Genomic DNA, 23,958 nt, shown 5'->3' with positions numbered 1-23,958 from the left:
TGAGCAGAGCTCGGGTATCGAGCAGGTGAACCAGGCGGTGGCGCAGATGGACGAGGTCACGCAGCAGAACGCGGCGCTGGTGGAAGAGGCCGCGGCCGCCGCAGGCTCGCTGGAAGAGCAGGCCGGCCGCCTGCAGTCCGCCGTGGCAACCTTCCGCCTGGCGGCCGAGGATGCGCGCGCGGATCGCTTCGACGTATTGCCGGCGGCCGCTGCGGCGCCCGTGCCGGGCAAGGTCTCCCGCACGGCAGGCGCGGTGCGTGCCATTGCTTCCGCCAAGCCTGCCGCCAAGCCCGCCGCAGCGGACCCCGAAGCCGCGCGCAATGCGGCCGAGCCAGCGGCCGCGCAGCCGGCACGGATGACTCCGGTCAGGGCGCCGCGGCCCGCGCTGGCAGCCGCTGACAACGGCGACTGGAGCGCGTTCTGACCCCGATGCCATGACGACCGATATCACCCTGGCGCTGCCGCAAGATGATGCGGCCAGGCTGCGCAAGGAATTCGACCAGTTCATCGGAGTCTCGACCGGCCTGGACCGCGAGTTCCTGCCGCCCGAGTTCAATGACTTCCTGCGCGCGCGGCTGCTGCAGCATGACGGTCCGCTCACTGAGCGCGCGGTCTCGCGGCTGCTGTCCGGGGGCGAATACGGCTGGGCGCGCCGCGTGTTCGACAAGCAGCTGCCCAATGCGCTGGCGGCGCTGATGCGCGATGCCCAGCGCTTTGGCTTCGGGCTGGCGGTCCAGCCTGGCTGGACCGCAGGGCAGCGCCTCGCGCATGCACGCGAATGGGCCGCGCAGGTGCTGGCCGAATGCGGCGCCGATACGGCCTTTACCGAAGCCCTTGCCACGCAGGTGGCGGCATCGGCGGAAGACATGCGCGTGCTGGAAGAGCGCATGCGCACGCCGGCATGGCGCCTGGCTGAAAGCCTGCGCCAGCGGGCCTATGACCTGATGTACGCGCTGCAGACCGAGGGCGACGACGCCACCGGCCGCGCGCGCGTGGGCGAGCTGCGCGGCATGCTGGGGCTGGCGCTGGAGTATGGATCGGTGCTGCCGGAAGAGGCGTCGCGCGTGCTGGAGCAAGTGGAGCGCGTGCGTCCCGCCTTGTTTCGCGAAGCGCCTGACGATGTGTTCGCGCGGCTGGCGGCATGGCTGCGGCGGATGTTCGGACATTGAGCCGCGCAGGACCGCTGCAGGGCTGAGCCAGGCGCTGATTTGCGCGCCGAGTTTCGTACGTATTACGGACAGCGTGCGTGTGAGAAGCACTGCGCGCGGCCCTCGTCAATAGAGGAATCCAGCAGGCTACCAAAGGTGACTGCTGCGCGTTGGACGCAAATGACGTTTGCTGAACAGCTTTGCGCAGGATCAAGCGTCAGGAGTGTGAATTGTTACAAAATGCGCGCCGTCATGTATGTTTCATGCGACATTTGCTTTCACCCCGCGTAAGTAGGGATTGGCATTGCGGGTCGATTGCCGATATAAACGTAACAGTCACACTTACACTCTGTAACACCTGTAACGGAGTTGATTACAGTTTGACACGGGCGTAGTTCCTTAGTCGTACGTTGTACCCGCCCAGCCGCACACCAACGATCTGGTCGCCGGGCCCGCGAGGGCAACGGTAAGCGCCGGACAAGCGGCCACGGTGGGTTTTTGGTAGCGGGGATAAATTGGAAAGCAGTGAAGTTCTCCAGGAGATCAGGGAGGTTAACCTCGCCTATCTGCTGCTCGCGCAACGCCTGGTGCGCGAAAACCAGGTCGAAGCCATGTTCCGGCTCGGGGTCAGCAAGGAAATTGCGGATATTCTTGCCAAGCTGACTTCCGCGCAACTCGTCAAGCTGGCGGCATCCAACATGGTGCTGTGCAGGTTCCGCTTCGACGACCACGCGCTTCTGTCCACTCTCACCCACACGGCCAAGAGCCATGACATGCAGCAGATCCACGCCGCGATCCTGCTTGCACGCCAGCCTGTGGAGTCGCTCAATTGACCGCGCTCCTGCAGGTTGAGCCAACCCGGAGTTACACGGCCACCTCCGTTCCCAGCCGCAAGAGCGTGCTCCAGGACGCCAACCAGACCCAGCTCGCCATCGAGCTGATCGGCCTGGGTGCGCGCCTGCAGGTGCTTGAAGCCGAGACCACGCTGTCGCGTGACCGGCTCATCCGCCTGTACAAGGAGCTGCGCGGCGTCTCGCCCCCCAAGGGCATGCTCCCCTTCTCGACGGACTGGTTCACCACCTGGCTGCCGAATATCCACTCGTCGCTGTTCTTCTCTGCCTACCAGTTCATGGTGCAGGAAGGCGAGACCGTGGGCATTCGCGCGGTGGTGGCTGCCTACCGCCTGTACCTTGAACATGTTTCGCTGCTCGGCGGCGAAATTGTCTTAAGTTTCACGCGGGCCTGGACGTTAGTACGGTTCTTCGAGAGCAACATGCTGCAGCTGTCCCGGTGCACGTGTTGCGGCGGACAGTTCGTCACGCACGCGTATGAGCCGCACGCGAATTTTGTGTGCAGCCTGTGCCGTCCGCCGTCACGCGCAGGGAAGGTGAAGAAGCTCTCGAAAGACGCCGCCGCTGTGCAGACCAACGCCTGATCCTGGTCAAGGTCCGCCGGCTGGCAAGCTTGCTGCGCTGGCGGACGGATTCTCTCCGTGCGCCCGTGCAACGGGCAAATGAGCGTGGCTGACGCGCGTTTTTAGACGGGGATCCGATCGTGCTAGTAGTTCTTGGCTATGTCGTCGTGGTAGCGGCGGTGCTTGGCGGTTACGCCATGACCGGCGGCCATATGGGCGCGCTTTATCAACCTGCGGAAGTGGTGATCATTGCGGGCTCCGCCATCGGCGCCTTTATCGCCACCAATACCGGCAAGGCCATCAAGGCCACCGCGCGCGCGCTGCCGGGCCTGTTCAAGAGTTCCAAGTACAAGAAAGAGCTGTACCTGGACGTCATGTCGCTGCTGTACGTGCTGCTGTCCAAGGCACGGCGCGAGGGCATCCTGTTCCTGGAAAAGGAAATCGCGGATCCCGCCTCCAGCAGCGTCTTCAGCCAGTACCCGCGCATCCTGACCGATCCGGTGGTGATGGAATTCCTCACCGACTACCTGCGCATGATGGTCAACGGCAATATGAATGCCTTCGAGATCGAGGCCCTGATGGACCACGAGATCGAGACCTTCCGCCATGAGGCCGAGATCCCCGCCCACGCGCTGGCGCGCATGGGTGACGGCCTGCCGGCCTTCGGCATCGTGGCCGCGGTGATGGGCGTGGTGCATGCGCTGGGCTCCGCCGACCTGCCGCCGGCTGAGCTGGGCGCGCTGATCGCGCACGCCATGGTCGGCACCTTCCTGGGCATCCTGCTGGCCTATGGCTTTGTCTCGCCGCTGGCCGCGCGCGTCGAGCTGCAGGTGTCCGAGAACGTCAAGGTCTACGAATGCATCAAGGTTGTGCTGCTGGCCTCGCTCAATGGCTACGCGCCGCTGGTGGCGGTGGAATTCGGCCGCAAGGTGCTGTACTCCACGGTGCGGCCGTCGTTCCTCGAGCTCGACGACCACGTGCGTGAAGTCAAGAGCCTGAACTGACGGGTAGCAAAGGAGGGCACCGCCATGGGCAGCGCACATGACATGCGTCCGATCATCGTCCGCCGGGCGAAATCGCACGCCAGGCCGCACGGCAACCACAGCTGGAAGATCGCCTACGCCGACTTCATGACGGCGATGATGGCGCTGTTCCTGGTGCTGTGGCTGCTGTCCAGCGCCAACAAGAAGACGCTGGAAGGCATTGCCGAGTACTTCCGCATGCCGCTCAAGGTCGCCATCGTCGGTGGCGAGAAGAGCAGCCAGACGCCCAGCATGATCCCGGGCGGCGGCATGGACGCGATGCGCAAGGATGGCGAGATCATGCGCGCGCGCGACAACGATCCCAGCGACGAGCAGCGCCGCAACGAGCAGCAGGAGGCGCAGCGCCTGCGCGCGCTCAAGCAGCGGCTCGAGCAGATCATCGAGAACAACCCGGTGCTGCGCCAGTTCCGGCCGCAGCTGCTGCTGGACATCACCAGCGAAGGGCTGCGCATCCAGATCCTGGATACCCAGAACCGCCCGATGTTCCGCACCGGCAGCGCCGCGGTCGAAAGCTATATGCGCACCATCCTGCGCGAGATCGGCCCGGTGCTGAACGAGCTGCCCAACAAGGTCAGCCTGTCGGGCCATACCGACGCGGCCAACTATTCCAATGGCGAGCGCACCTACAGCAACTGGGAGCTGTCCGCCGACCGCGCCAACGCCTCGCGCCGCGAGCTGATCGGCGGCGGCATGCAGGAGGGCAAGGTGCTGCGCGTGCTGGGCCTGGCCGCGACCATGCCGCTGGACAAGGAAGACCTGCTGGCGCCGGTGAACCGCCGCATCAGCATCGTGGTGCTTAACCATAAGGCGCAGGCGCGCTTCGAGGCCGAGAACGCCAGCGCCGCCGAGGTCACGGTGGCGGCGCAGGCCGGCAAGGCCGCGCAGGAGATGCAGGCAGGACTGGCGGCAGCCTCGGCACCGGCAGCCGCGGCCGCGGGCAGCAAACCATGACGCGCGGCCGCGCCGCCGGCGCGCCCAGCGTAGTAACCACGTGACTCAGGACGCCATGTCTGTCGATATCGATATCACTCAGTTTTACCAGACCTTCTTCGAGGAAGCGGAAGAACTGCTCGTCGAAATGGAGCAGCTGCTGCTCGGCCTGGACATCGAGTCGCCCGATCCCGAACATCTGAACGCGATCTTCCGGGCGGCGCATTCGATCAAGGGCGGGGCCGCTACCTTCGGCTTCGCGGCGCTGACAGAGACCACCCATATTTTCGAGAACCTGCTGGACCGCACGCGCCGGCAGGAACTGGCGTTGACCAGGACCATCATCGACACTTTTCTGGAAACCAAGGACGTGTTGCAAGATCAGCTCAACGCCTACCGCAACGGCACCGAACCCGATCCGGAAACGCTTGCACGCATCTGTGCCGTGCTGCAGCAGCTGGCGCAGGAAGCCGCCGGCCATGCCGGGGCACCCGCACCCGCCGCGGCACCGGCCCCCGCAGCCGCGCCCGCGGGCGGCGGCCTGAAGATCCGCCTGATCAAGGTCTCGGCCGCCGACCAGGCGCTGCTGCGCGAAGAGCTGGCCAACCTGGGCGAGATCACCGGGCAGGAGGAGGTGAACGGCGAGCTGGTGGTGTGGCTCAACACGCAATGCAGCGCCGACGACATCATCGCGGTGTGCTGCTTCGTGATCGACATGGACCAGATCGTGATCGAGGCCGCGACCGACGCACCGGCTGCCGCACCGGCGGTGGTCGAGGTGCCCGCGCCGGCGCCCGCCCCGGTGGCGCCGGCTGCCGCCGCAGCACCGGCCGCGCCCGCCGCCGCGCGCGAGAAGGCCAGGCCCGCGCCGGCCGCCGCGCACGCGCAAGGCGAGGGCTCGATCCGCGTGCCCACGGAAAAGGTCGACCAGATCATCAACCTGGTGGGCGAACTGGTGATCACGCAGTCGATGCTGGCGCAGACCGCCTCGTCGCTGGACCCGGTGCTGTTCGACCGCCTGTTCTCCGGCATGGGCCAGCTTGAGCGCAATGCGCGCGACCTGCAGGAAGCGGTGATGTCGATCCGCATGATGCCGATGGACTATGTGTTCTCGCGCTTCCCGCGCCTGGTGCGCGACCTGGCCAGCAAGCTCGGCAAGCAGATCGACCTGGTCACCTTCGGCAAGGCCACCGAGCTGGACAAGAGCCTGATCGAACGCATCATCGATCCGCTCACGCACCTGGTGCGCAACAGCCTGGACCACGGCATCGAGACCCCCGACAAGCGCGTGGCCGCCGGCAAGGACGCGACCGGCCAGCTGATCCTGTCCGCGCAGCACCACGGCGGCAATATCGTCATTGAAGTCAGCGACGACGGCGGCGGCCTGAACCGCGAGCGCATCCTGGCCAAGGCCATCCAGAACGGCCTGCCGGTGTCCGAGACCATCACCGACGAAGAAGTCTGGCAGCTGATCTTCGCGCCGGGCTTTTCCACCGCCGAGGTCATCACCGACGTGTCCGGCCGCGGCGTGGGCATGGACGTGGTCAAGCGCAACATCCAGGAAATGGGCGGCCATGTCGAGATCAGCTCGCGCCCGGGCCTGGGCACCACCATCCGCATCGTGCTGCCGCTGACGCTGGCGATCCTGGACGGCATGTCGGTCAAGGTGGGCGAAGAGACCTTCATCCTGCCGCTGAACTGCGTGATGGAGTCGCTGCAGCCCAAGGCCGAGGACGTCCACACCGCCGCCAACTCGGACCGCGTCATGCATGTGCGCGGCGAATACCTGCCGCTGCTGGAGATGCACCGCGTGTTCAACGTGGCCGGCGCGCTGCAGGAGCCCACGCAGGGCATCGCCGTGATCCTGCAGGCCGAAGGCAAGCGCTTTGCGCTGCTGGTGGACCAGCTGATCGGCCAGCACCAGGTGGTGCTGAAGAACCTGGAAACCAACTACCGCAAGGTGCCGTGCATTTCCGCGGCGACCATCCTTGGCGACGGCAGCGTGGCGCTGATCGTCGATGTCGGCGCGCTGCAGCGCACCGGCGTGCGCCGGCAAGAGCCCGCGCTTGCGCAGTAATCGTCCAATCACAGGAGAGCTAGACATCATGGCCGGCATCGGACACATCGATACCCCCGGAAGCGACGCTTCGGGCCAGGAGTTCCTGGTCTTCACGCTGGGGTCGGAGGAATACGGCATCGACATCCTCAAGGTGCAGGAGATCCGCAGCTACGAGACAGTGACCCGCATTTCCAGCGCACCGGATTTCATCAAGGGCGTGACCAACCTGCGCGGCGTGATCGTGCCGATCGTCGACCTGCGCCTGAAGTTCCGCCTGGGCAACGTGCGCTACGACCACCAGACCGTGGTCATCATCCTGAACGTGGCCGGCCGCGTGGTCGGCATCGTGGTGGATGGCGTCTCGGACGTGCTGACCCTGACGGGGGATGCGATCAAGCCGGCGCCCGAGTTCGGCGTGTCGATCTCGACCGAGCACCTGACCGGCCTGGGCACCATCGACGGCCGCATGCTGGTGCTGATCGACATCGAGAAGCTGATGACCAGCCCCGAGATGGCACTGGTCGAAGCCGAATACGCCTGACCTTGCATCGCTGAAGCAACCCATGACGCCGTTCCGCACTGCCGCCAGCGTACCCGGTCACACCGGGCAGGTCCCCGCGCCGGCCGCCCTCCTGCGGCGCGACGAGGCGCGCGACTTCCTGCTGACCGAACGCGACTTCGATAAGATCCGCGCGCTGATCCACCGGCGCGCGGGGATCTCGCTGGGCAGCCACAAGCGCGAGATGGTGTACAGCCGGCTGGCGCGCCGCCTGCGCACGCTGCAGTTGTCGGACTTTGCCTCGTACCTGGCGCTGCTGGACGCGGATGACCGCTCGCCGGAGTGGGAATTCTTCACCAATGCGCTGACGACCAACCTGACCTCGTTCTTCCGCGAGTCGCACCACTTCCCGCTGCTGGCCGAGCACGCGAAGAAGACCGGGCGCCCCTACAGCGTCTGGTGTTCGGCTGCCTCCACCGGCGAAGAGCCATACTCGATCGCGATCACGCTGGCCGAGGCCCTGGGCGATCGCGCCGGCACGGTGCTGGCCACCGATATCGACACCCAGGTGCTGGCCAAGGCCCGCAGCGGCGTCTATTCGGCCGACCAGGTGGCGCGGCTGTCGCCGGAACGGCTCAAGCGCTTCTTCCTGAAGGGCACAGGGCCGCGCACCGGCTCGGTCAAGGTCAAGCCGGAGCTGGCCGCCACCATCGCGTTCGAGCCGCTGAACCTGCTTGCGCCCGACTGGGGTATCCGCGAGCAGTTCGACGCCATTTTCTGCCGCAACGTGATGATCTACTTCGACAAGCCGACCCAGGGACGCATCCTGGAGCGCTTCGTGCCGCTGCTCAAGCCGCACGGGTTGCTGTTCGCCGGCCATTCGGAGAACTTCTCTTACGTCACGCGCGCGTTCCAGCTGCGCGGGCAGACCGTCTATGAACTGGCACCGGATGCTGCCAGGGCAGGAAGGCCGTGATGCGCACGCCCCATCTGCCCGAAGCCCTCGCCACGCGCACCTACTTCGACCGCGAGTTCGGCAAGCAGGCCATCAAGCTGCTGCCCAACGAGTATTACGTGACCCGCGAGGACGTGGTGCTGACCACCGTGCTGGGCTCTTGCGTGGCCGCCTGCATCCGTGACGAGACCGCCGGCGTGGGCGGCATGAACCACTTCATGCTGCCCGAAGACGACGGCAGCGCCGATCGCATGCTGTCGGCGTCGATGCGCTACGGCAGCTATGCGCTGGAAGTGCTGATCAACGAACTGCTCAAGATGGGCGCGCGCCGCGAGCGGCTGGAGGCCAAGGTCTTCGGCGGCGGCGCGGTGCTGGCCAACATGACCACGCTGAACATCGGCGACCGCAATGCGGATTTCGTGCTGCGCTACCTGAAGACCGAGGAGGTGCGCGTGGCGGCGCAGGACCTGCGCGGCCCGCATGCGCGCCGGGTCAGCTATTTCCCCGTAGGCGGGCTGGCGCTGGTGCGCCGGCTGACGCGGCAGGACGACCAGGTCTCGGTGGCGCGCGACGAACGCGCGCTGGCGCGGGCCATTGCCACCTCGGCGCGCGAGCCGGCGCGCACGCCTGAACTGTTTGCTCGGCAGCCTTACCCGCGCCAGCTTTCCTGAAACCCTTACAAGCACGATCAATCATGACTGCCGCCAAGATCAAGGTGCTCTGCGTGGACGACTCCGCGCTGATCCGCAGCCTGATGACGGAGATCATCAACAGCCAGCCCGACATGGAAGTGGTGGGCACCGCGCCGGACCCGCTGGTGGCGCGCGACCTGATCAAGCGCCTGAACCCGGACGTGCTGACGCTGGACGTTGAAATGCCGCGCATGGACGGCCTGGACTTCCTGGAGCGGCTGATGCGGCTGCGGCCGATGCCGGTGCTGATGGTGTCCTCCCTGACCGAGCGCGGTTCGGAGATCACCATGCGCGCGCTGGAGCTGGGCGCGGTGGACTTTGTCACCAAGCCCAAGCTGGGCATCCGCGACGGGCTGCTGGAATACACCGACACCATCGCCGACAAGCTGCGCGCCGCTTCGCGCGCGCGCGTGCGCGCGGCGGGGCAGCCGGCCGCGCCATCCGCCAGCGGCACCGCGCCCGTGCCGATGCTGCGCAGCCCGCTGTTGTCGACCGAGAAGCTGATCATCCTGGGCGCCTCCACCGGCGGCACCGAGGCCATCAAGGAATTCCTGATGCCGCTGCCGCCCGATAGCCCCGCGGTGATGATCGTGCAGCATATGCCGGCCGGCTTTACGCGCTCGTTCGCGCAGCGGCTGGACGGGCTGTGCCGCATCACCGTCAAGGAGGCCGTGCACGGCGAGCGCGTGCTGCCGGGCCACGCGTATATCGCGCCGGGCGACTCGCATCTGCTGCTGGCGCGCAGCGGCGCCAACTATGTGGCGCATCTGTCGCAGGAAGCGCCGGTCAACCGCCACCGGCCGTCGGTCGACGTGCTGTTCGATTCGGCCGCGCAGCACGGCGGCAAGAACGTGATCGGCGTGATCCTGACCGGCATGGGCCGCGACGGCGCGCGCGGCATGCTGCGCATGCGCGAAGCCGGCGCCTACAACCTGGCCCAGGACGAGCACACATGCATCGTGTTTGGCATGCCGAAGGAGGCGATTGCCGCCGGCGGCGTGCATGAAGTCGTGCCCTTGCCGGCGATGACCCAGCGCGTAATGGCGCGCCTGGCCACGTACGGCACGCGCGCGCAGCGGGTGTAAACAAATCGGGCCGAGCGCCGCGCGCATGCCTGCGCGCGGCGCTGGACCTGGCAACAAGCCATAACTGCATTAACTGGAGCCGTCAAAGTGGACAAGAGCATCAAGATCCTGGTCGTGGATGATTTCCCGACCATGCGCCGGATCATCCGCAACCTGCTCAAGGAGCTGGGTTTCGCCAACGTCGAGGAAGCCGAGGACGGCGCCGCCGGCCTGGAGAAGGCCAGGGACGGCAGCTTCCAGTTCGTGATCTCGGACTGGAACATGCCCAATATGGACGGCCTGACGATGCTGCAGGCGATCCGCGCCGACGCCAATATCGGCAAGGTCCCGGTACTGATGGTGACCGCCGAGGCCAAGAAGGAGAACATCATCGCGGCTGCACAGGCCGGCGCCAACGGCTACGTGGTCAAGCCGTTCACGGCCGCGACGCTGGACGAGAAGATCACCAAGATCTTCGAGAAGCTCGGCGGCTGAGGCGGAGGCGCGTTTCCATGACCCTGACCCTGAGCAACGATTCCGCCGAACAACTGATCCTGCGCATCGGCAACCTGACGCGGATGCTGCGCGACAACATGCGCGAGCTTGGCCTGGACAAGGAGATCGAGCGCGCCGCGCAGGCCATCCCCGATGCGCGCGACCGGCTGAACTACATCGCCGCGATGACCGAGCAGGCCGCCGAGCGCACGCTGAACGCGGTCGAACTGGCGCAGCCGATCCAGTCCGATATCGAACAGCAGGCTGAAACCCTGGACAAGCGCTGGGGGGCATGGTTCGAGCAGCCGGTGGAACTGGCCGACGCCCGTTCACTGGTGCTCGATACCCGCGCCTTCCTGTCCGAGGTGCCCGGCCAGGCCCGCGCCACCAACAGCCACCTGCTCGACATCATGATGGCGCAGGACTTCCAGGACCTGACCGGCCAGGTCATCAAGAAGATGATGGACATGATCCGCGCGCTGGAGCAGGAGCTGCTGCAGGTGCTGATCGACAACGTGCCGTCCGAGCGCCGGGTGGAGGCGCCGGCCGCCACGCTGATGAACGGGCCGCAGATCAATCCGGAAGGCAAGCCGGATGTGGTGTCGGACCAGGCGCAGGTGGATGATTTGCTGGCGAGCTTGGGGTTCTGAGGGCCTTGGATTGCCTCAAGCCTGTAGGTGATCCTTCATCTTCGCCAGCACGATGGCCAGCGCAGCCCCGCCCAGCGTCTTCACCAGCGTCGGGTGCTGCGCATAGAAATTGCCGAGCTGGTCGATCACGCCCGGGTGCGACTGCTCGGCGTGCGCGGCGATCTGCTGGACCTGCTCGGGTGTGAGCTGGCTGGCCTGCTCGCCCGTGACCTGGCTGGCGCCCGGTGCCAGCACGTTGCCCAGGGCCCCGCCCGCTGCCTGCGACAGCGCGCCCGACCCGACCGTCGCCAGCAACTGGTTCAGCATGGTGGCGCGTTGTTCCGGCGTCGAGTTGGCGAACAGTTGCGCAACCATCTGGGCAAACGGTGGCGTCTGATCCGATTTGAAGGCGTCGGCAAGCCCCTTGCCCATGACGTCTGTCGGCGCCTGCTGCGCGACCTGGTCGAAGTGCTGCTCCGGGTTCGAGCCCAGCATGCCCGCGGCCTGCTGCAATAGATCCATCAGTCCCATGATTGTCGCTCCGTTAGGCCTTCTGTCTGGTGACGAGGTGGTAGAGCACCAGCAGGATCGCGGCGCCCACCACCGCGCCGATAAATCCCGCCGACTGGCCCTGGTGATACCAGCCCAGCATTTGCCCGAGGTAGGTTGCCGCAAGAGAACCGCCGATACCGAGCGCGGCGGTCAGGAAGAAGCCCGACGGGCCGCGCCGGGGGTAAGGAATTTGGCTACGAGTCCGGCCACAAAGCCGATAAGGATGGTCCAGATCAGGTGCATGACAAGTTCGCCTTGTGCGGTGATGCCCAGGTTGGTGCGCTATAACCCTGGGGGCAAACGCAGGCGAGGGCCGCAACCGGCGCCCTCGCCATGGTCCGCCCGCCAGGTCCGGTGCTTAGCTGCAGGCCTTGCCGTGGTCGGCATGGAAGCCCTGGGAGGTCGCCTGGGCTTCCGTCATGTATGCACCGTTCTTGGTCTTGCCGTACCACTTTGACCCTGAGCAATGGTAGACCTTGGAGTCCTTGTTGACCCAGACCTGGCCGGCCCCCCCCCCGGCTGCGGGTGCAGCCGCGGCCTTCTTGGGCGCCGCGGTGGCAGCGGGCGCTGCAGGCGTTGCCGGAGCCGCAGCGGCCGGCGTGGCCGCCTTGCCCGGGCCAGCCGGCGCCGCGGGTGGTGTTGCCATCGGCGTGCTGGCGGCCGCCTGCGTGGCGGCAGGCTTGCCGGTCCATTCCTTCACGCCGCCATGGCCGGAGCAGGCGCCTTGCTTGCTGGCGCCGGAATAGGTGGTTCCATCCTTGCAGGTTGCGGTCGGGGCTGGCTGTGCCACGGCCGCCAGGGAGGTCAGCAGTCCGGCGGTAAGTACGACGAGAAAGCGCTTCATGGAGAACTCCTGCATTGACAGTTGGAGGAATGACTGCGACAGCATTAATGCTTAACTTGACAACAATCTTCGCGATTCCTGCCCCATCGTGCCTGCAATGACGGCAATCGGCAGCCATTGCCAGCCCTCTGGTGCTGGCTCCTACAACGGGCCCTGGATTGCCGGCGTTGACGGTGGGCGCGGGCGGGTTTGTAACAATTTCGCGGCGTCCAGGTGGGCCAGGCCGGTGCGCTGGCACTCAAGTCGCTCCCGCCCGCGCCGTTAATTCTCACCCCGCTGCTCATTGCGCAAACAGCAGCGAAATCCCCCGCCTTTTCCGCCTAATGCCCACCGGGTCCTGCTTCGATAATCCCTGCTGACGAATAGCGGCTTGCCGCTTCGCACGGAGCATGGATGTCCGAAGAAAGCGACCTCGAGAAAACCGAACCCGCCTCACCCCGGCGCCTGGAAAAGGCGCGCGAAGAGGGGCAGGTGGTGCGTTCGCGCGAGCTGGCCACGTTCGTCATGCTGATCGCTGGCGTCACCGGCCTGTGGACGCTGGGCGGCCAGCTGGGCCGCAGCCTGAACCAGGTGATGCAGGGCGCGCTGCGATTCGAGCCGGCGACGGCATTCGATACCTCGCGCATGCTGTCGCGCTTCGGCCTGATGGTGTGGGACAGCCTGCTGGCCTTCCTGCCCCTGCTGCTGCTGTTCGGCGTGGCCGCGCTGGCCGCGCCGCTGCTGCTGGGCGGCTGGGTGTTCTCGACCAAATCTTTCGCGCCGCAGTTCTCGCGCCTGTCGCCGCTGGCGGGGCTGGGCCGGATGTTCTCCGCGCATTCGCTGGTGGAGCTGCTCAAGGCCGTGGCCAAGTCGCTGCTGGTGGGCAGCGTGGGCGCCTGGGTGCTGTGGCGGCGCCTGCCCGAGGCCATCGCGCTGATGAATGCGCCGGTGCAGGAAGCGCTGCTGCATATGGTCGACCTGGTGATGCACTGCTGCCTGCCGGTGTCGCTGTCGCTGCTGGTGGTGGCGGCCATCGACGTGCCGTGGCAGTACTGGGAGTTCTTCAAGAAGCTGCGCATGACCAAGGAAGAGGTCAAGCAGGAGTTCAAGGAGAGCGAGGGCGACCCCCATATCAAGAACCGCATCCGCCAGCAGCAGCGCGCCATGGCGCGCCGCCGCATGATGACCGAGGTGCCCAAGGCCGACGTGGTGGTGACCAACCCCACCCACTTTGCCGTGGCGCTGCGCTATGAGGAAGGGCGCATGGGCGCGCCGCGCGTGGTGGCCAAGGGCACCGGCGATATTGCCGCCCGCATCCGCGCGCTGGCCGCCGAGCACCGCGTGCCGCTGATGTCGGCGCCGCCGCTGGCGCGCGCGCTGCACCGCCATGTGGAGCTGGGCCAGGCAATCCCCGCCGGACTCTATACCGCCGTGGCCGAAGTGCTGGCCTGGGTCTATCAACTGAAGCACTGGCACTACTCGCAGGGCCCGCAGCCGCAGGCGCCCGCCGACCTGCCGGTGCCCGATGAACTCGCCGTACCGGAAATGCGCGAATGAACGCTCTGAGCAACCTGTTCAACCTGCCCGGCCTGCGCGCCGCCGGCCAGATGAAGGCCATGACCGGGCCACTGCTGATCATCATGATCCTCGGGATGATGATCCTGCCGCTGCCGGCTTTTGTGCTGGACCTGCTGTTCACCTTCAATATCGCGCTGGCGATCATGGTGCTGCTGGTCAGCATGTACACGCAGAAGGCGCTGGACTTTGCCGCCTTCCCGGCGGTGCTGCTGTTCACCACGCTGCTGCGTCTGTCGCTGAACGTCGCGTCCACGCGCGTGGTGCTGCTCGAAGGCCATACCGGCCCGGACGCCGCGGGCAAGGTGGTGGAGGCCTTCGGCCACTTCCTGGTGGGCGGCAACTTCGCCGTGGGCATCGTGGTGTTCGCGATCCTGGTGGTGATCAACTTCATGGTGATTACCAAGGGCGCCGGCCGTATTGCCGAAGTCGGCGCGCGCTTCATGCTGGACTCGATGCCCGGCAAGCAGATGGCGATCGATGCCGACCTGAACGCGGGCCTGATCAACGAAGAGGGCGCCAAGAAGCGCCGCGCCGAAGTGGCGCAAGAATCCGACTTCTACGGTGCCATGGACGGTGCCAGCAAGTTCGTGCGCGGCGATGCCGTGGCGGGCCTGCTGATCATGTTCATCAACGTTGCGGCCGGCATGGTGGTGGGCATGGTGCAGCACGACCTGGACTTCGGCACCGCCGTGCACAACTACACGCTGCTGACCATCGGCGACGGCCTGGTGGCGCAGATCCCGGCGCTGGTGATCTCCACCGCTGCGGGCGTGATCGTGTCGCGGGTGTCGAACGAGCAAGACGTGGGCGAGCAGCTCACCGGCCAGCTCTTTGCCAACCCGCGCGTGCTGTACCTGACCGCCGGCATCATCGGCCTGATGGGCATCATCCCGGGCATGCCGCATTTTGCCTTCCTGCTGCTGGCAGGCGTGCTGGTGTGGACGGGCCGCTATATGTCGCGCCGCGCGGCCACGCAGGCGCAAGTCAAGCAGCGCGAGGAGCGTACCCCGGCGTTGGCGCCGGAATCCACCGAAGCCAGTTGGGATGATGTCACGCTGGTCGACCCGCTCGGCATGGAAGTGGGCTACCGCCTGATCACGCTGGTGGACCGCGCGCAGGACGGCGAGCTGCTGGGCCGCATCAAGAGCATCCGCAAGAAGGTGGCGCAGGAGATCGGCTTCCTGGTGCCGGTGGTGCATATCCGCGACAACCTGGAACTCAAGCCCAACGCCTACCGCATCACGCTCAAGGGCGTGGAGGTCGGCCGGGGCGAAGCCATGCCGGGCCAGTGGATGGCGATCAACCCGGGCCAGGTCAGCGGCACGCTGCCGGGCGCGGCCACGCGCGATCCTGCCTTCGGCCTGCCGGCGGTGTGGATCGATGCCGGCATCAAGGAGCAGGCACAGGCCTATGGCTATACCGTGGTCGACGCCAGCACGGTGGTGGCCACGCACCTGAACCACCTGATCCACATGCACGCCGCCGAGCTGCTGGGCCGCCAGGAAGTGCAGGCGCTGCTGGACCGCATCGCCAAGGAATCGCCCAAGCTGACCGAAGACCTGGTGCCGAAGACCATTTCGCTGACCGCGCTGCAGAAGATCCTGCAGAACCTGCTGGACGAGGGCGTGCCCATCCGCGACATGCGCACCATCCTGGATGTGGTGGCCGAGCAGGCGCCCAAGATCAGCGACCCGAACGAGCTGACCGCGATGGTGCGCGTGGCGCTGGGCCGCGCGATCACGCAGCAGCTGTTCCCGAACAACGCCGACCTGCAGGTGATCGGCCTCGATGCCGGCCTGGAGCGCGTGCTGTCGCAGGCGCTGACCAACGGCGGCGGGATCGAGCCCGGGCTGGCCGACGCCCTGCTGCAGCAGACGCAGGGCGCGGTCACGCGCCAGGAGCAGATGGGCATGGATCCGGTGCTGCTGGTGCCGTCGCAGCTGCGCCCGCTGATGGCGCGCTTCCTGCGGCGCACCATGCCGCAGCTGCGGGTGCTGTCGCATGCCGAAGTCCCGGACAACCGCAATATCCGCATCACCGCCATGATCGGCGCGTGAGGAGTCATAGATGAGCGTAGCGAAGTTTGTCGCGGCCAACGGCCGCGAAGCCATGCGCCAGGTGCGCGAAGCCATGGGTCCGGACGCGGTGGTGCTGTCCAACCGCACCGTCGAGGGCGGCGTGGAGATCGTCGCCATGCGCGATACGGACCTGGGCAGCGTGCAGGCCACGGCGCAGGTCTACGTGCCGCCCGCGCCGGTGGTCGAGCCCGCCGCCATCGGCGACCTGCGGGGCGAGCTGCAATCCATGCGCGCCATGCTGGAACGCCAGCTGGCTGGCATCAACCCCGCCGCAAGCGCGGTTGCCAGCGCGGCTGCGCACGGCGTGGCCGCCAGCGACCCGCTGCGCGAATCGCTGTTTGAATGGATGGTCGGCGCCGGCTTCTCCGGACAACTGGCGCGCACGCTGCTGGCGCGGCTGCCGCTGGGCTACGACCGCCCCGCGGCGATGGGCTGGATCCGCACCGAGCTGGCCAGCAAGCTGCCGGTGCTGGGCGACGAGGACAGCCTGTTCGCGCAAGGCGGCGTGCTGGCGCTGGTGGGGCCCACCGGCGTGGGCAAGACCACTACCACGGCCAAGCTGGCGGCGCGCTTCGTGCTGCGCCACGGCGCAGACAAGCTGGCGCTGCTGACCACCGACAGCTTCCGTATCGGCGCCCATGAGCAGCTGCGCATCTACGGCGACATCCTGGGCGTGCCGGTGCATGCGGTGAAGGACGCCGCCGACCTGCGCTTCGCACTGGCCGCGATGAAGGACAAGCACCTGGTGATCATCGACACCGTCGGCATGAGCCAGCGCGACCGCAGCCTGTCGGAACAGATCGCCATGCTGGCCGGCGTGCCCGCGCCGGTGCAGCGCGTGCTGCTGCTCAACGGCGCCAGCCATGGCGATACCCTCAATGAAGTGGTGCACGCCTACCGCCATGACGCCGCGCCCGACGGCGGCGGTATCGACGGCTGCATCATCAGCAAGCTGGATGAAGCCACCCACCTGGGCTCGGTGCTGGACGTGGTGATCCGCCACCGCCTGCCGGTGTTCTACGCCTCCACCGGCCAGCGCGTGCCCGAGCACCTGGAGCTGGCCAGCGGCACCACGCTGGTCGAGCGCGCCTTCCTGACACCGCGCCGCGGTTCAGTGTTTGCCGATGCCGATGCCGCGCGCCGGCGCGCCGCCGCCGCTGATGACGAGGTGCCCGCGCGTGGCGGCGCCGACGAGGTGCTGCGCTCGCTGACCGACAGCGCCGACGCGCTGAGCCAGTGCGTGGCCGAGTTGAATGGCGCGGGCCTGGGCTTCGACCTGGCCCGCTCGCTGTGGCAACAGCGCGGCGCCGGCGCCCCGGCCCTGCGCGCGATGTCGCAGCAGGTGCGTGAAGCGGTCTGCCGCGACGTGACCCGCCAGTGCGAGCAATATGTGCTGGCCATCGCCGCCACGCTGCAGGTGGCCGTGCCGGGCCGCCGCGCGCCGCAGCCGATGCAGCATACGCTGTGGCTGGCCGACCGCGACGGCATGCCGCTGGCCGCCACCGTGACCCCGACTGGGCGGGGTCACGGTGCGGGCCAGCCGCTGGGCGAAGCCGAGTCCGATGCCGCCAACCTGCGCGCCGCCATGAGCGCCGCGCGCAAGGTGGTCAACCTGCTTGACGCCGTGCCCTCCGCCGCCACGCTGGCGCGCTGGCAGCAGGCCGGCGAGCGCTGGGTGGCCGGCGCGCGCAAGACCGCGCGCGTGGTCTGCGCAGGCGCGGCCTGGAAGCTCGACGCGCTGGCCGACACGCTGACTTTCCACGCCGTCGGCGAGGACACCGTGCGCGAGCGTGACGCCGTGCGCTGGCTGGCCAGCGCCGACGTGCGCGTGCCGGACAGCCCGGTGCGCGGCAAGGGCACGCCCGAAGGCGGCGTCGACGCCTGCCTGGTGGTGGCCCGCTTGGCCGACCGCGCCACCGGCGAACTGCTCGATACCCGTTACCTGCTGTGCGATCCGGCGCTGGCGCAGGATGCCGCACAGGTGGCGCGCTGGGCCTTGTGGACCGACGCAGCCGATGCGCGCCTGCGCACGCTGCGCCACGCCATCGACCACTTCGCCCGGGACGTTGAAAGCGGCCACGCCGCCGGCGCCGCGCTGGCTGCGCTGCAGCTGGGCTTGTCGGTGCTGCGCCTGGAACACGCGCCGACCGCGGCCGCGCCCGCCTTTCTCGCGCGCCTGGCCGGCCGCACGGCGCGCGAGGGCGTGCCGGTGCCGGGCCCGGTGCTCAATGAAGGCATGGGCCGCATGCTGGCACTGCTCGACGTGCTGGAAAACTATCCGGGCCGCGGCGCTGCCGTGCCGGCTGAAGCGATGGAGGTGCTGCCGTGAGCGCCCTCGCCATGGACCAGGCCGAGAGCCTGCGCCGGATGCTGGCGCCGCGCACGACGCGCCGTATTGCCGTGGTCGCCAGCGAATGCGGTGCCGGCGCCACCACCGTGGCCCTGGGCTTGTCGCACGCGCTGGCCATGCAGGGCGAACGCGTGCTGCTGGTCGACGAAGACGCCTCCGCGGCGCGCGCCACGCGGCTGTCCGGCGCCAGGCCCGCCGGCACGCTGGCCGATGTCAACGCAGGCCGCCTGTCGCTGGAAGCTGCCGCGGGTACCGGCCCGGGCGGCGTGCTGTCGGTGCTGCCGGCGGGCCGGCCCGTGCCGGGCAGCGCCTTGCCGGCCGCGGCCGCGGGCGGCTTTCGCAGCGTGGTGGTGGATGCCGCCATCGATGCCGACGGCGTGCTGTCGCCGCTCGCGGGCGGTGCGCACAACGTGCTGGTCGTGATGCGGCCGGAGCTGGCGTCGATCACCGATGCCTATGCCTGCATCAAGCGCCTGCACCACCTGTATGCCTGGCGCCAGTTCCACCTGATCGTCAACATGGCGGCCAGCGAGGCCACGGTGCAGGCCATCCTGCGCAACCTGGCGCGCACTGCCAGCCAGTATCTTGGTGTCGAGGTGCTGTGCGCGGGCTGGCTGCCGTCCGACCCGCTGGTGGCGCGCGGCGTGCAGCTGGGCCGCTGCGTGGTCGAGGCGTTTCCGGCGGCGCCGGCGACCACGGCACTGCGCCGCACCGCCGGCGGCATCGGCGCCTGGCCGCTGCGTGCCGATGCCGCGGCGCCGGCCACCGTTGCCGCGATGGCCTGAGCCTGCCAGCCATGCCAACTTACCGAACCACACCCTGAGCCAGCCGGCCGCCGCAAGGCGCGCCGGTCCAGCAATCCAGCATTCACGAGAATTGCACCATGTACACGATCCAGGGAAAGCTCGAACAGGCCGATGTGGTCAAGGCGCACGCGCAACTGGTGCGCCGCATCGCGCTGCAACTCGCCGCCAGGCTGCCCGCCAGCGTGCAGATCGACGACCTGATCCAGGCCGGCATGATCGGCCTGCTCGACGCCGCCAAGCGCTATGAAGACACCCATGGCGCGCGCTTCGAGACCTACGCCAGCCAGCGCATCCGTGGCGCCATGCTCGACGAGGTGCGCGCCAACGACTGGCAGTCGCGCAGCCTGCGCCAGTTCACCCGACGCATCGAGCGCACGCAGCGCAACCTGGAGCAGAAGCTCGGGCGCACGCCGATCGATTCCGAGGTGGCCGAGGCCATGGAGATGCCGCTGGACGAATACCAGCTGCTGCTCAACGAGGTCTATGGCTGCCAGTTGCTGCACTACGAAGACTTCGAGCGCTCCGGCGAGGAGGACTTCCTGGACCGCCACCTCGGCGGCAGCGACGACGGCAACCCGCTGACCGTGCTGATGGAAAGCGGCATGCGCGAGTCGCTGATCCGCGCCATCGAGCGGCTGCCCGAGCGCGAGAAGCTGGTGCTGTCGCTGTGCTACGACCAGGAGCTGAACCTGCGCGAGATCGGAGCTGTGCTAGACGTGACCGAGTCGCGCGTGTGCCAGATCCGCGGCCAGGCGATTACCCGGCTGCGCAACCAGTTGCGCGGCTTGCTGTAATGCGCAGGGCGGGCCGCGCCGCACGGGGCGCCTGCTGGATGTTGGTTGCCGTATCGGCCTGCGCCGGGGCGGCGTTCGATGCCGGTACCCGCCATGCGTGGACCGGCTCGGTCAACGGGCCGACCCTGTCCGGCCGCGGCCAGCGCGCGGTGTCGCCGCCGATCCTGCCCACCGGCGTGCTGCCGCAGTCGGAGGGGGTCATTACCTCGGTGCGCTGGCGCTACAGCTTTGCCAGGACCCCACCCCTGGAACTGCAAGCCTATCTCTGCAATGCCCAGCGCTGCGTGCTGCTGCCGCAGGCCGAAGGCAAGACCGATGCGTTCTTCGGGGATGACGCCACCAAGGGCTTTGTGTTTGCGTTCCGGGTGCCGGGGCAGGGGAGCCTGGTGCCGGTGCTGCAGGGGCGCAGCAATGAGGTGGTGGTGGGGTTCAGGTAGGCATTGCCGATTCCGGACCACGGAAGACCAGCTCAAGATAGGGGCGCATGACGTTGGCGACGCGGCAAATCTTGGCATAGCGCCAGAGGTCGTCAGCAGATGCCTTCCGTTGTGCCCGCGCATCCTTAAGCGCTTCCAGTGCGACGTCCAGCCCTACCTTGTTGCGGTGCTTGAAGCAATCGGCCACCGTCCTGGCGGCGCAGTAGACCCGTAGCGGCACCCCATCGCGTTCGATCACCTCAATCCCTGCGGAATAGGCATCTTCGGCTACCTGGATCATCTTGATCGGTGGGAACTCGATCCTTGGCGCATGACTGCCTCGCGGCATCGCAATCCAGACTTCGCGCGGCAGTTGGGTGGTCAGTTCGTGGAACTGAAGCGCTGTCAGCAGGCAGAAGACAGCCTGGGGTGCCCTGGTGGCAATGGCGATCAGGCTCTCGTGCTCTGAACCCGGATCATTGGGCAGCCGGTAGATGCCACGATCGATTTTCTCGAGCAGGCCGGCGTCGACCATGCGGGTCAGGACTACCCGTGGGACCTCGATATTGTCGAGGTCACCAGGTCGCAGCATGCCTTTCCTGGAGACCAGGTCGAGGACGCGTTGGGCTTGGGTGTGGGGCGGCATGATGCCCGAAGTATGTTCCGTTTTTTCGTCAGTTTCAAGTAAGTGACGAAAGAATGGAACATTTTTGTGACTGGCATCCGGGGACTTCCGGCATGCTCAAAGCGCCGCTTGTGTAGAAAACTGGTCGTCAGAACGTGCTCAACCCGCCGCCAGACTCACCCCACCCACTCCCGCCGCCGCCTTCCCATCCTTCCCATACAGCCCCGCATCCCCGCCGCTATGCTGGCGCAGCGCCTGGATGGCTTCGCGGGTGAAGTCGAGGTGGGCGTTGATGACGGCGCCATTCAGGGCATTGCCGTCGCGCGCGGTGCGGGCGGCGAAGATCAGCTGGCGCCAGGCGTCGGCCACGGCCGGGTCGACCTGGCGGCCGAGCAGCTGGCCCTCTGGGCCGGCGCGCAGGCCGAGCGCGCCCATCTGGGCTTCGCGGGCCTTGAGTTGGCGGGACAGGGCCTGGCCCAGTTCAACCTTGCGTGTCAGCAGTCCACTCAGGGACTGGAAGTCGCCGCGCCTGAGGGCGTCGCGCTCTTCGGCGAGGAGTTGGCCGAAGGCCTGGATGCCTTCGGTTTCGCGCTGCAGGGACTGGATCAGGCTCTGGCTCATGATGGCTATTTGGGGTCGGCCTGGCCAAGCTCGCGCAGGGTGGCGAGCAGGCCGTCGGCAATCTTGCCCGGGTCGATCTTGATCCGGCCCTCGGCGATGGCCTGGCGGATCTCTTCGACCTTGGCGGTATCGATATCGTCGTCGCCGGGCTGCGTCAGGCGGGCGCTGATATCGCGCACCTGGGCCGCCAGCGGGCTGACGCTCAGGCCGGCGGACGGCGCGGCGGCGCTGGCCGGTGCGGCCTGGGGCCGGGCGGCGGCGTCGCCCGGGGCGGCGTCGGCGGGCCGGGACGAGGTGGAGTGGTTGATCTTCACGGGGCGTTCCTTGCTGGTTTCCTATGGCATTACGGACGCGCCGGCGAATTCTTTAGGGCGCCTGGCCCCGATTCGCTGCATGGCGGCTTCGGCGGCATTTTCGCACGCCTGTTGCCCCGGATTTCCAGTCTTTCTGGCCACGATTACAGCACTTTGCGCAGGACTATTGCAGCACGACGGTGTCGCCGCTGCGTACCAGCCCGTTGACCACCTGGCCGCTGCGCAGGCGCACCTGCACGGTATTGCCGGTGGCGGCGTCGGCCAGCACCTTGCCTTCGCTGGTGATCTGGAAGGCCTCGCCTTCCACGGCCACGGTAACGGTCTGGCCCTGACGCACGGCGATGGCCTTGCGCAGCAGGTCGCTGCGCAGCGGCGAGCCGGCAGCGATCCGGTTGGCGGTGACCGCGCCGGCAAGCTGCGCCGGGTCGGTGATCACCGCGCGCGGCAGCGTGCCCAGGTCGCCCTGGCGCACTTCGATATCGGCCTGGCTGACCGGCTCGCCCGGGCCCAGCGCGCGCGCGGCAACGTAATAGTCAGTCAGCACCGACACGCGCGCCTGCATATAGCGCACCCAGGGCCGCTCGCCGCCGCAGCGCACGCCTACCGAGACGCGCCCCCACGGCGAAGCGCCGGCGGGCAGGAACGGGTCGGGCGCGACGCATTCGGGCGCGCGGCCGCCCGACGGCGGCGCCACCTGCACGCTGACCTTGCCCGGCAGGCCGGCGGTCTGCTGCAGCAGGAAGCGTTCGACCGCCACGCGTGCGGGGTCTTCGGCAAAGGGGCCGGCAGCGGCGGTGGCAGCCGGACTGGCAGCGGGGTTGGCAACATAAGCCGCCTGCTGCTGGCCGTGCGCGGCCGGCGCCTGCATGGCGACGGGCGTGACCTGCGCCGGCGCGGCACCGGCGGCGGCCGGGCCAAGCAGGCAGGCGCCCAGCAGGGCGTATGCCAGGCTGCGGGCGTTGCGGCGATTCGGTTTCATCTGGACTTCCCGGCAAGGACGGCACGGCATGCAAGGCATGCCTTGCGCACCGCCCCGTGACTGGCCGCGCGCCCCGTTTACATCTGTCATCGGGGTCCCATTGTAGGCAGGCCCTCGCGCGCGGGCGGGCCGAAATGCGCGGATTTCCCGTCCTTATTCATCCGATTGGCGTGACAGGTCCCCGCCTAAGATGGCAACCCTGAAGAAGGTCGTTCGCTCCGTTCTCGTGAGCGATTTCGTGAGCGTTTTCGTGAGCAGGGAGATGCCAGATGATTGACAGACTCGACGCGGCGCTACGTTTCCAGCAGGAAGCGTTGAGCCTGCGCAACCAGCGGCAGTCAGTGATTGCCTCCAACATCGCGCACGCGGACACGCCTGGCTATAAGGCGCGCGACTTCGATTTCTCCAGCACGCTGGCGCAGAGCGTCGAGCGCGGCCACCGCAATGAAGGCATGTCGCTGTCCACCACCTCGGTGCGCCACCTGCCCGCGCAGGCACCGGGCCGCGAGGATTTCGACCTGGCCTACCGCATCCCGCTGCAATCCAGCGTGGATGGCAACACCGTGGAAATGAATACCGAGCGCGTGGCCTTTGCCGACAACACGGTGCACTTCGAATCCGGTCTTGCGGTGATGAGCTCCAAGATCAAGACCATGCTGGCCGCGATCCAGCAGTGAGGCCAGCATGCCAGCCATGAATATCTTCGAAGTCGCCGGTTCCGCCATGGCGGCGCAGTCGCAGCGGATGAACGTGACCGCGTCCAACCTGGCCAACGCGGACAGCATCGTCAGCCCCAACGGGCAGGCCTACCGCGCCAAGCAGGTGATCTTCGGCCTGGCGCCCACGCCCGGCCAGAGCGACGTGGGCGGCGTGCAGGTCGAAGGCGTGATGGAAGACCCGTCGCCGCCGCGCATGGTGCACAACCCCACGCATCCGCTGGCCAATGCCGAAGGCTACGTGACGATGCCCAACGTGAATCCGGTGGAAGAGATGGTCAACATGATCTCGGCCTCGCGTTCGTACCAGGCCAATGTGGAGGTGCTCAACACCGCCAAGACCATGATGCTCAAGACGCTGACGATCGGTCAGTGACG

At 67.5% G+C, this 23,958-nt stretch carries 26 protein-coding genes and 2 pseudogenes; 21 read left to right on the top strand and 7 right to left on the bottom strand.

The genetic code is table 11. The annotated features are described in order from the left end of the window. The 13 genes and pseudogenes from DN412_RS31410 to cheZ all read left to right on the top strand — a co-directional run. A pseudogene (locus tag DN412_RS31410) lies at positions 1-424 on the top strand (methyl-accepting chemotaxis protein); the annotation flags it as partial. 10 nt (positions 425-434) lie between these two features. Next, on the top strand, positions 435-1,169 hold the full coding sequence (locus tag DN412_RS31405; protein WP_115215138.1) for a DUF4088 family protein: 735 nt from the start codon (positions 435-437) through the stop codon (positions 1,167-1,169). A 494-nt stretch (positions 1,170-1,663) separates the two neighbouring features. Further along, positions 1,664-1,981, top strand: a complete 318-nt coding sequence (gene flhD / locus DN412_RS31400; protein ID WP_010812713.1) for a flagellar transcriptional regulator FlhD — start codon at positions 1,664-1,666, stop codon at positions 1,979-1,981. Further along, the gene (gene flhC, locus DN412_RS31395; RefSeq protein WP_115215137.1) at positions 1,978-2,583 is read left to right on the top strand and encodes a flagellar transcriptional regulator FlhC; all 606 of its coding nucleotides are present in this window, start codon (positions 1,978-1,980) and stop codon (positions 2,581-2,583) included. Before flhD ends, flhC begins: the two co-directional genes overlap by 4 nt. 119 nt (positions 2,584-2,702) lie before the next feature. After that, positions 2,703-3,566: a flagellar motor stator protein MotA gene (gene motA, locus DN412_RS31390; protein WP_115215136.1), complete on the top strand. Its 864-nt coding sequence runs from the start codon at positions 2,703-2,705 to the stop codon at positions 3,564-3,566. 24 nt (positions 3,567-3,590) lie between these two features. Next, positions 3,591-4,556: a flagellar motor protein MotB gene (motB, locus tag DN412_RS31385; RefSeq protein ID WP_115215135.1), complete on the top strand. Its 966-nt coding sequence runs from the start codon at positions 3,591-3,593 to the stop codon at positions 4,554-4,556. A gap of 55 nt (positions 4,557-4,611) precedes the next feature. Then, positions 4,612-6,612: a chemotaxis protein CheA gene (gene cheA, locus DN412_RS31380; protein ID WP_115215134.1), complete on the top strand. Its 2,001-nt coding sequence runs from the start codon at positions 4,612-4,614 to the stop codon at positions 6,610-6,612. A 28-nt stretch (positions 6,613-6,640) separates the two neighbouring features. Next, on the top strand, positions 6,641-7,135 hold the full coding sequence (locus tag DN412_RS31375) for a chemotaxis protein CheW (protein ID WP_111521529.1): 495 nt from the start codon (positions 6,641-6,643) through the stop codon (positions 7,133-7,135). Between the two features lie 22 nt (positions 7,136-7,157). After that, a complete protein-coding gene (locus DN412_RS31370) occupies positions 7,158-8,069 on the top strand; it encodes a CheR family methyltransferase (RefSeq protein ID WP_208647690.1) in 912 nt (303 codons plus the stop codon). Further along, positions 8,069-8,719 carry a chemoreceptor glutamine deamidase CheD gene (gene cheD / locus DN412_RS31365; RefSeq protein WP_115215133.1) on the top strand — a complete coding sequence of 217 codons (651 nt, stop codon included), beginning with the start codon at positions 8,069-8,071 and terminating at the stop codon, positions 8,717-8,719. Before DN412_RS31370 ends, cheD begins: the two co-directional genes overlap by 1 nt. 23 nt (positions 8,720-8,742) lie before the next feature. Continuing rightward, positions 8,743-9,825, top strand: a complete 1,083-nt coding sequence (locus tag DN412_RS31360; protein ID WP_115215132.1) for a protein-glutamate methylesterase/protein-glutamine glutaminase — start codon at positions 8,743-8,745, stop codon at positions 9,823-9,825. Between the two features lie 87 nt (positions 9,826-9,912). Then, positions 9,913-10,299, top strand: a complete 387-nt coding sequence (gene cheY, locus DN412_RS31355; protein WP_078198988.1) for a chemotaxis response regulator CheY — start codon at positions 9,913-9,915, stop codon at positions 10,297-10,299. A 17-nt stretch (positions 10,300-10,316) separates the two neighbouring features. Further along, entirely contained in the window at positions 10,317-10,949 is a 633-nt protein-coding gene (gene cheZ, locus DN412_RS31350; protein WP_115215131.1) for a protein phosphatase CheZ, read from the top strand. 15 nt (positions 10,950-10,964) lie between these two features. Here the strand turns inward: cheZ and DN412_RS31345 are convergent, their stop codons facing one another. The 3 genes and pseudogenes from DN412_RS31345 to DN412_RS31335 all read right to left on the bottom strand — a co-directional run bounded on the left by DN412_RS31345 (position 10,965) and on the right by DN412_RS31335 (position 12,324). Beyond that, complete coding sequence (locus DN412_RS31345) at positions 10,965-11,459, bottom strand: hypothetical protein (RefSeq protein WP_115215130.1); 495 nt, start codon at positions 11,457-11,459, stop codon at positions 10,965-10,967. A gap of 13 nt (positions 11,460-11,472) precedes the next feature. Further along, positions 11,473-11,723, bottom strand: a pseudogene (locus DN412_RS31340) (GlsB/YeaQ/YmgE family stress response membrane protein). Positions 11,724-11,838: 115 nt separating this feature from the next. Beyond that, positions 11,839-12,324 carry a DUF3761 domain-containing protein gene (locus tag DN412_RS31335; RefSeq protein WP_115215140.1) on the bottom strand — a complete coding sequence of 162 codons (486 nt, stop codon included), beginning with the start codon at positions 12,322-12,324 and terminating at the stop codon, positions 11,839-11,841. 393 nt (positions 12,325-12,717) lie between these two features. On the opposite strand from DN412_RS31335, the gene flhB reads away from it, so the two are divergent. The 6 genes from flhB to DN412_RS31305 all read left to right on the top strand — a co-directional run bounded on the left by flhB (position 12,718) and on the right by DN412_RS31305 (position 20,346). Next, complete coding sequence (gene flhB / locus DN412_RS31330; RefSeq protein WP_115215129.1) at positions 12,718-13,860, top strand: flagellar biosynthesis protein FlhB; 1,143 nt, start codon at positions 12,718-12,720, stop codon at positions 13,858-13,860. Then, entirely contained in the window at positions 13,857-15,938 is a 2,082-nt protein-coding gene (gene flhA, locus DN412_RS31325; protein WP_115215128.1) for a flagellar biosynthesis protein FlhA, read from the top strand. Before flhB ends, flhA begins: the two co-directional genes overlap by 4 nt. 10 nt (positions 15,939-15,948) lie before the next feature. After that, entirely contained in the window at positions 15,949-18,288 is a 2,340-nt protein-coding gene (gene flhF / locus DN412_RS31320) for a flagellar biosynthesis GTPase FlhF (protein WP_115215127.1), read from the top strand. A gap of 11 nt (positions 18,289-18,299) precedes the next feature. Continuing rightward, positions 18,300-19,094 (top strand): MinD/ParA family ATP-binding protein, encoded by a 795-nt coding sequence (locus DN412_RS31315; RefSeq protein ID WP_115215126.1) that lies wholly within the window; start codon positions 18,300-18,302, stop codon positions 19,092-19,094. A 98-nt stretch (positions 19,095-19,192) separates the two neighbouring features. After that, on the top strand, positions 19,193-19,909 hold the full coding sequence (locus tag DN412_RS31310) for an RNA polymerase sigma factor FliA (protein WP_078199000.1): 717 nt from the start codon (positions 19,193-19,195) through the stop codon (positions 19,907-19,909). Between the two features lie 38 nt (positions 19,910-19,947). After that, positions 19,948-20,346, top strand: a complete 399-nt coding sequence (locus tag DN412_RS31305; RefSeq protein ID WP_244222848.1) for a flagellar protein FlhE — start codon at positions 19,948-19,950, stop codon at positions 20,344-20,346. Here DN412_RS31305 and DN412_RS31300 read toward each other — a convergent pair. From DN412_RS31300 to flgA, 4 genes are all read right to left on the bottom strand, one after another. Further along, positions 20,339-20,971: a type IV toxin-antitoxin system AbiEi family antitoxin domain-containing protein gene (locus tag DN412_RS31300; RefSeq protein WP_115215124.1), complete on the bottom strand. Its 633-nt coding sequence runs from the start codon at positions 20,969-20,971 to the stop codon at positions 20,339-20,341. The two genes, DN412_RS31305 and DN412_RS31300, sit on opposite strands and share 8 nt — an antisense overlap. Before the next feature lie 138 nt (positions 20,972-21,109). Next, entirely contained in the window at positions 21,110-21,571 is a 462-nt protein-coding gene (locus DN412_RS31295; protein WP_115215123.1) for a flagellar protein FlgN, read from the bottom strand. A gap of 5 nt (positions 21,572-21,576) precedes the next feature. Beyond that, on the bottom strand, positions 21,577-21,885 hold the full coding sequence (gene flgM, locus DN412_RS31290) for a flagellar biosynthesis anti-sigma factor FlgM (RefSeq protein ID WP_078199003.1): 309 nt from the start codon (positions 21,883-21,885) through the stop codon (positions 21,577-21,579). A 163-nt stretch (positions 21,886-22,048) separates the two neighbouring features. Further along, on the bottom strand, positions 22,049-22,864 hold the full coding sequence (gene flgA / locus DN412_RS31285) for a flagellar basal body P-ring formation chaperone FlgA (protein ID WP_115215122.1): 816 nt from the start codon (positions 22,862-22,864) through the stop codon (positions 22,049-22,051). 269 nt (positions 22,865-23,133) lie between these two features. Between flgA and flgB the strand changes: the two genes are divergently transcribed. Continuing rightward, positions 23,134-23,541 (top strand): flagellar basal body rod protein FlgB, encoded by a 408-nt coding sequence (gene flgB / locus DN412_RS31280; RefSeq protein WP_078199005.1) that lies wholly within the window; start codon positions 23,134-23,136, stop codon positions 23,539-23,541. A gap of 7 nt (positions 23,542-23,548) precedes the next feature. Continuing rightward, positions 23,549-23,956 carry a flagellar basal body rod protein FlgC gene (gene flgC / locus DN412_RS31275; protein WP_078199006.1) on the top strand — a complete coding sequence of 136 codons (408 nt, stop codon included), beginning with the start codon at positions 23,549-23,551 and terminating at the stop codon, positions 23,954-23,956. Positions 23,957-23,958 lie beyond the last annotated feature (2 nt).

Origin of the sequence: Cupriavidus lacunae (assembly GCF_003353055.1) — a bacterium.
Taxonomy (GTDB): Bacteria; Pseudomonadota; Gammaproteobacteria; order Burkholderiales; family Burkholderiaceae; genus Cupriavidus; species Cupriavidus lacunae.
The sequence above is the reverse complement of the archived record's forward strand: the minus strand, read 5'-3'. Positions and strand labels throughout refer to the sequence as shown.

What these genes read in the sequence shown, in the direction of transcription:
- DN412_RS31405 (WP_115215138.1), top strand. Translation starts at nt 435, where the DNA reads ATGACGACCGATATCACCCTGGCGCTGCCGCAAGATGATGCGGCCAGG.
- motB (WP_115215135.1), top strand. Translation starts at nt 3,591, where the DNA reads ATGGGCAGCGCACATGACATGCGTCCGATCATCGTCCGCCGGGCGAAA.
- cheA (WP_115215134.1), top strand. Translation starts at nt 4,612, where the DNA reads ATGTCTGTCGATATCGATATCACTCAGTTTTACCAGACCTTCTTCGAG.
- DN412_RS31375 (WP_111521529.1), top strand. Translation starts at nt 6,641, where the DNA reads ATGGCCGGCATCGGACACATCGATACCCCCGGAAGCGACGCTTCGGGC.
- DN412_RS31370 (WP_208647690.1), top strand. Translation starts at nt 7,158, where the DNA reads ATGACGCCGTTCCGCACTGCCGCCAGCGTACCCGGTCACACCGGGCAG.
- cheD (WP_115215133.1), top strand. Translation starts at nt 8,069, where the DNA reads ATGCGCACGCCCCATCTGCCCGAAGCCCTCGCCACGCGCACCTACTTC.
- DN412_RS31360 (WP_115215132.1), top strand. Translation starts at nt 8,743, where the DNA reads ATGACTGCCGCCAAGATCAAGGTGCTCTGCGTGGACGACTCCGCGCTG.
- cheZ (WP_115215131.1), top strand. Translation starts at nt 10,317, where the DNA reads ATGACCCTGACCCTGAGCAACGATTCCGCCGAACAACTGATCCTGCGC.
- DN412_RS31345 (WP_115215130.1), bottom strand. Translation starts at nt 11,459, where the DNA reads ATGGGACTGATGGATCTATTGCAGCAGGCCGCGGGCATGCTGGGCTCG.
- DN412_RS31335 (WP_115215140.1), bottom strand. Translation starts at nt 12,324, where the DNA reads ATGAAGCGCTTTCTCGTCGTACTTACCGCCGGACTGCTGACCTCCCTG.
- flhB (WP_115215129.1), top strand. Translation starts at nt 12,718, where the DNA reads ATGTCCGAAGAAAGCGACCTCGAGAAAACCGAACCCGCCTCACCCCGG.
- flhA (WP_115215128.1), top strand. Translation starts at nt 13,857, where the DNA reads ATGAACGCTCTGAGCAACCTGTTCAACCTGCCCGGCCTGCGCGCCGCC.
- flhF (WP_115215127.1), top strand. Translation starts at nt 15,949, where the DNA reads ATGAGCGTAGCGAAGTTTGTCGCGGCCAACGGCCGCGAAGCCATGCGC.
- DN412_RS31315 (WP_115215126.1), top strand. Translation starts at nt 18,300, where the DNA reads ATGGACCAGGCCGAGAGCCTGCGCCGGATGCTGGCGCCGCGCACGACG.
- DN412_RS31310 (WP_078199000.1), top strand. Translation starts at nt 19,193, where the DNA reads ATGTACACGATCCAGGGAAAGCTCGAACAGGCCGATGTGGTCAAGGCG.
- DN412_RS31305 (WP_244222848.1), top strand. Translation starts at nt 19,948, where the DNA reads ATGTTGGTTGCCGTATCGGCCTGCGCCGGGGCGGCGTTCGATGCCGGT.
- DN412_RS31300 (WP_115215124.1), bottom strand. Translation starts at nt 20,971, where the DNA reads ATGCCGCCCCACACCCAAGCCCAACGCGTCCTCGACCTGGTCTCCAGG.
- DN412_RS31295 (WP_115215123.1), bottom strand. Translation starts at nt 21,571, where the DNA reads ATGAGCCAGAGCCTGATCCAGTCCCTGCAGCGCGAAACCGAAGGCATC.
- flgA (WP_115215122.1), bottom strand. Translation starts at nt 22,864, where the DNA reads ATGAAACCGAATCGCCGCAACGCCCGCAGCCTGGCATACGCCCTGCTG.
- flgB (WP_078199005.1), top strand. Translation starts at nt 23,134, where the DNA reads ATGATTGACAGACTCGACGCGGCGCTACGTTTCCAGCAGGAAGCGTTG.
- flgC (WP_078199006.1), top strand. Translation starts at nt 23,549, where the DNA reads ATGCCAGCCATGAATATCTTCGAAGTCGCCGGTTCCGCCATGGCGGCG.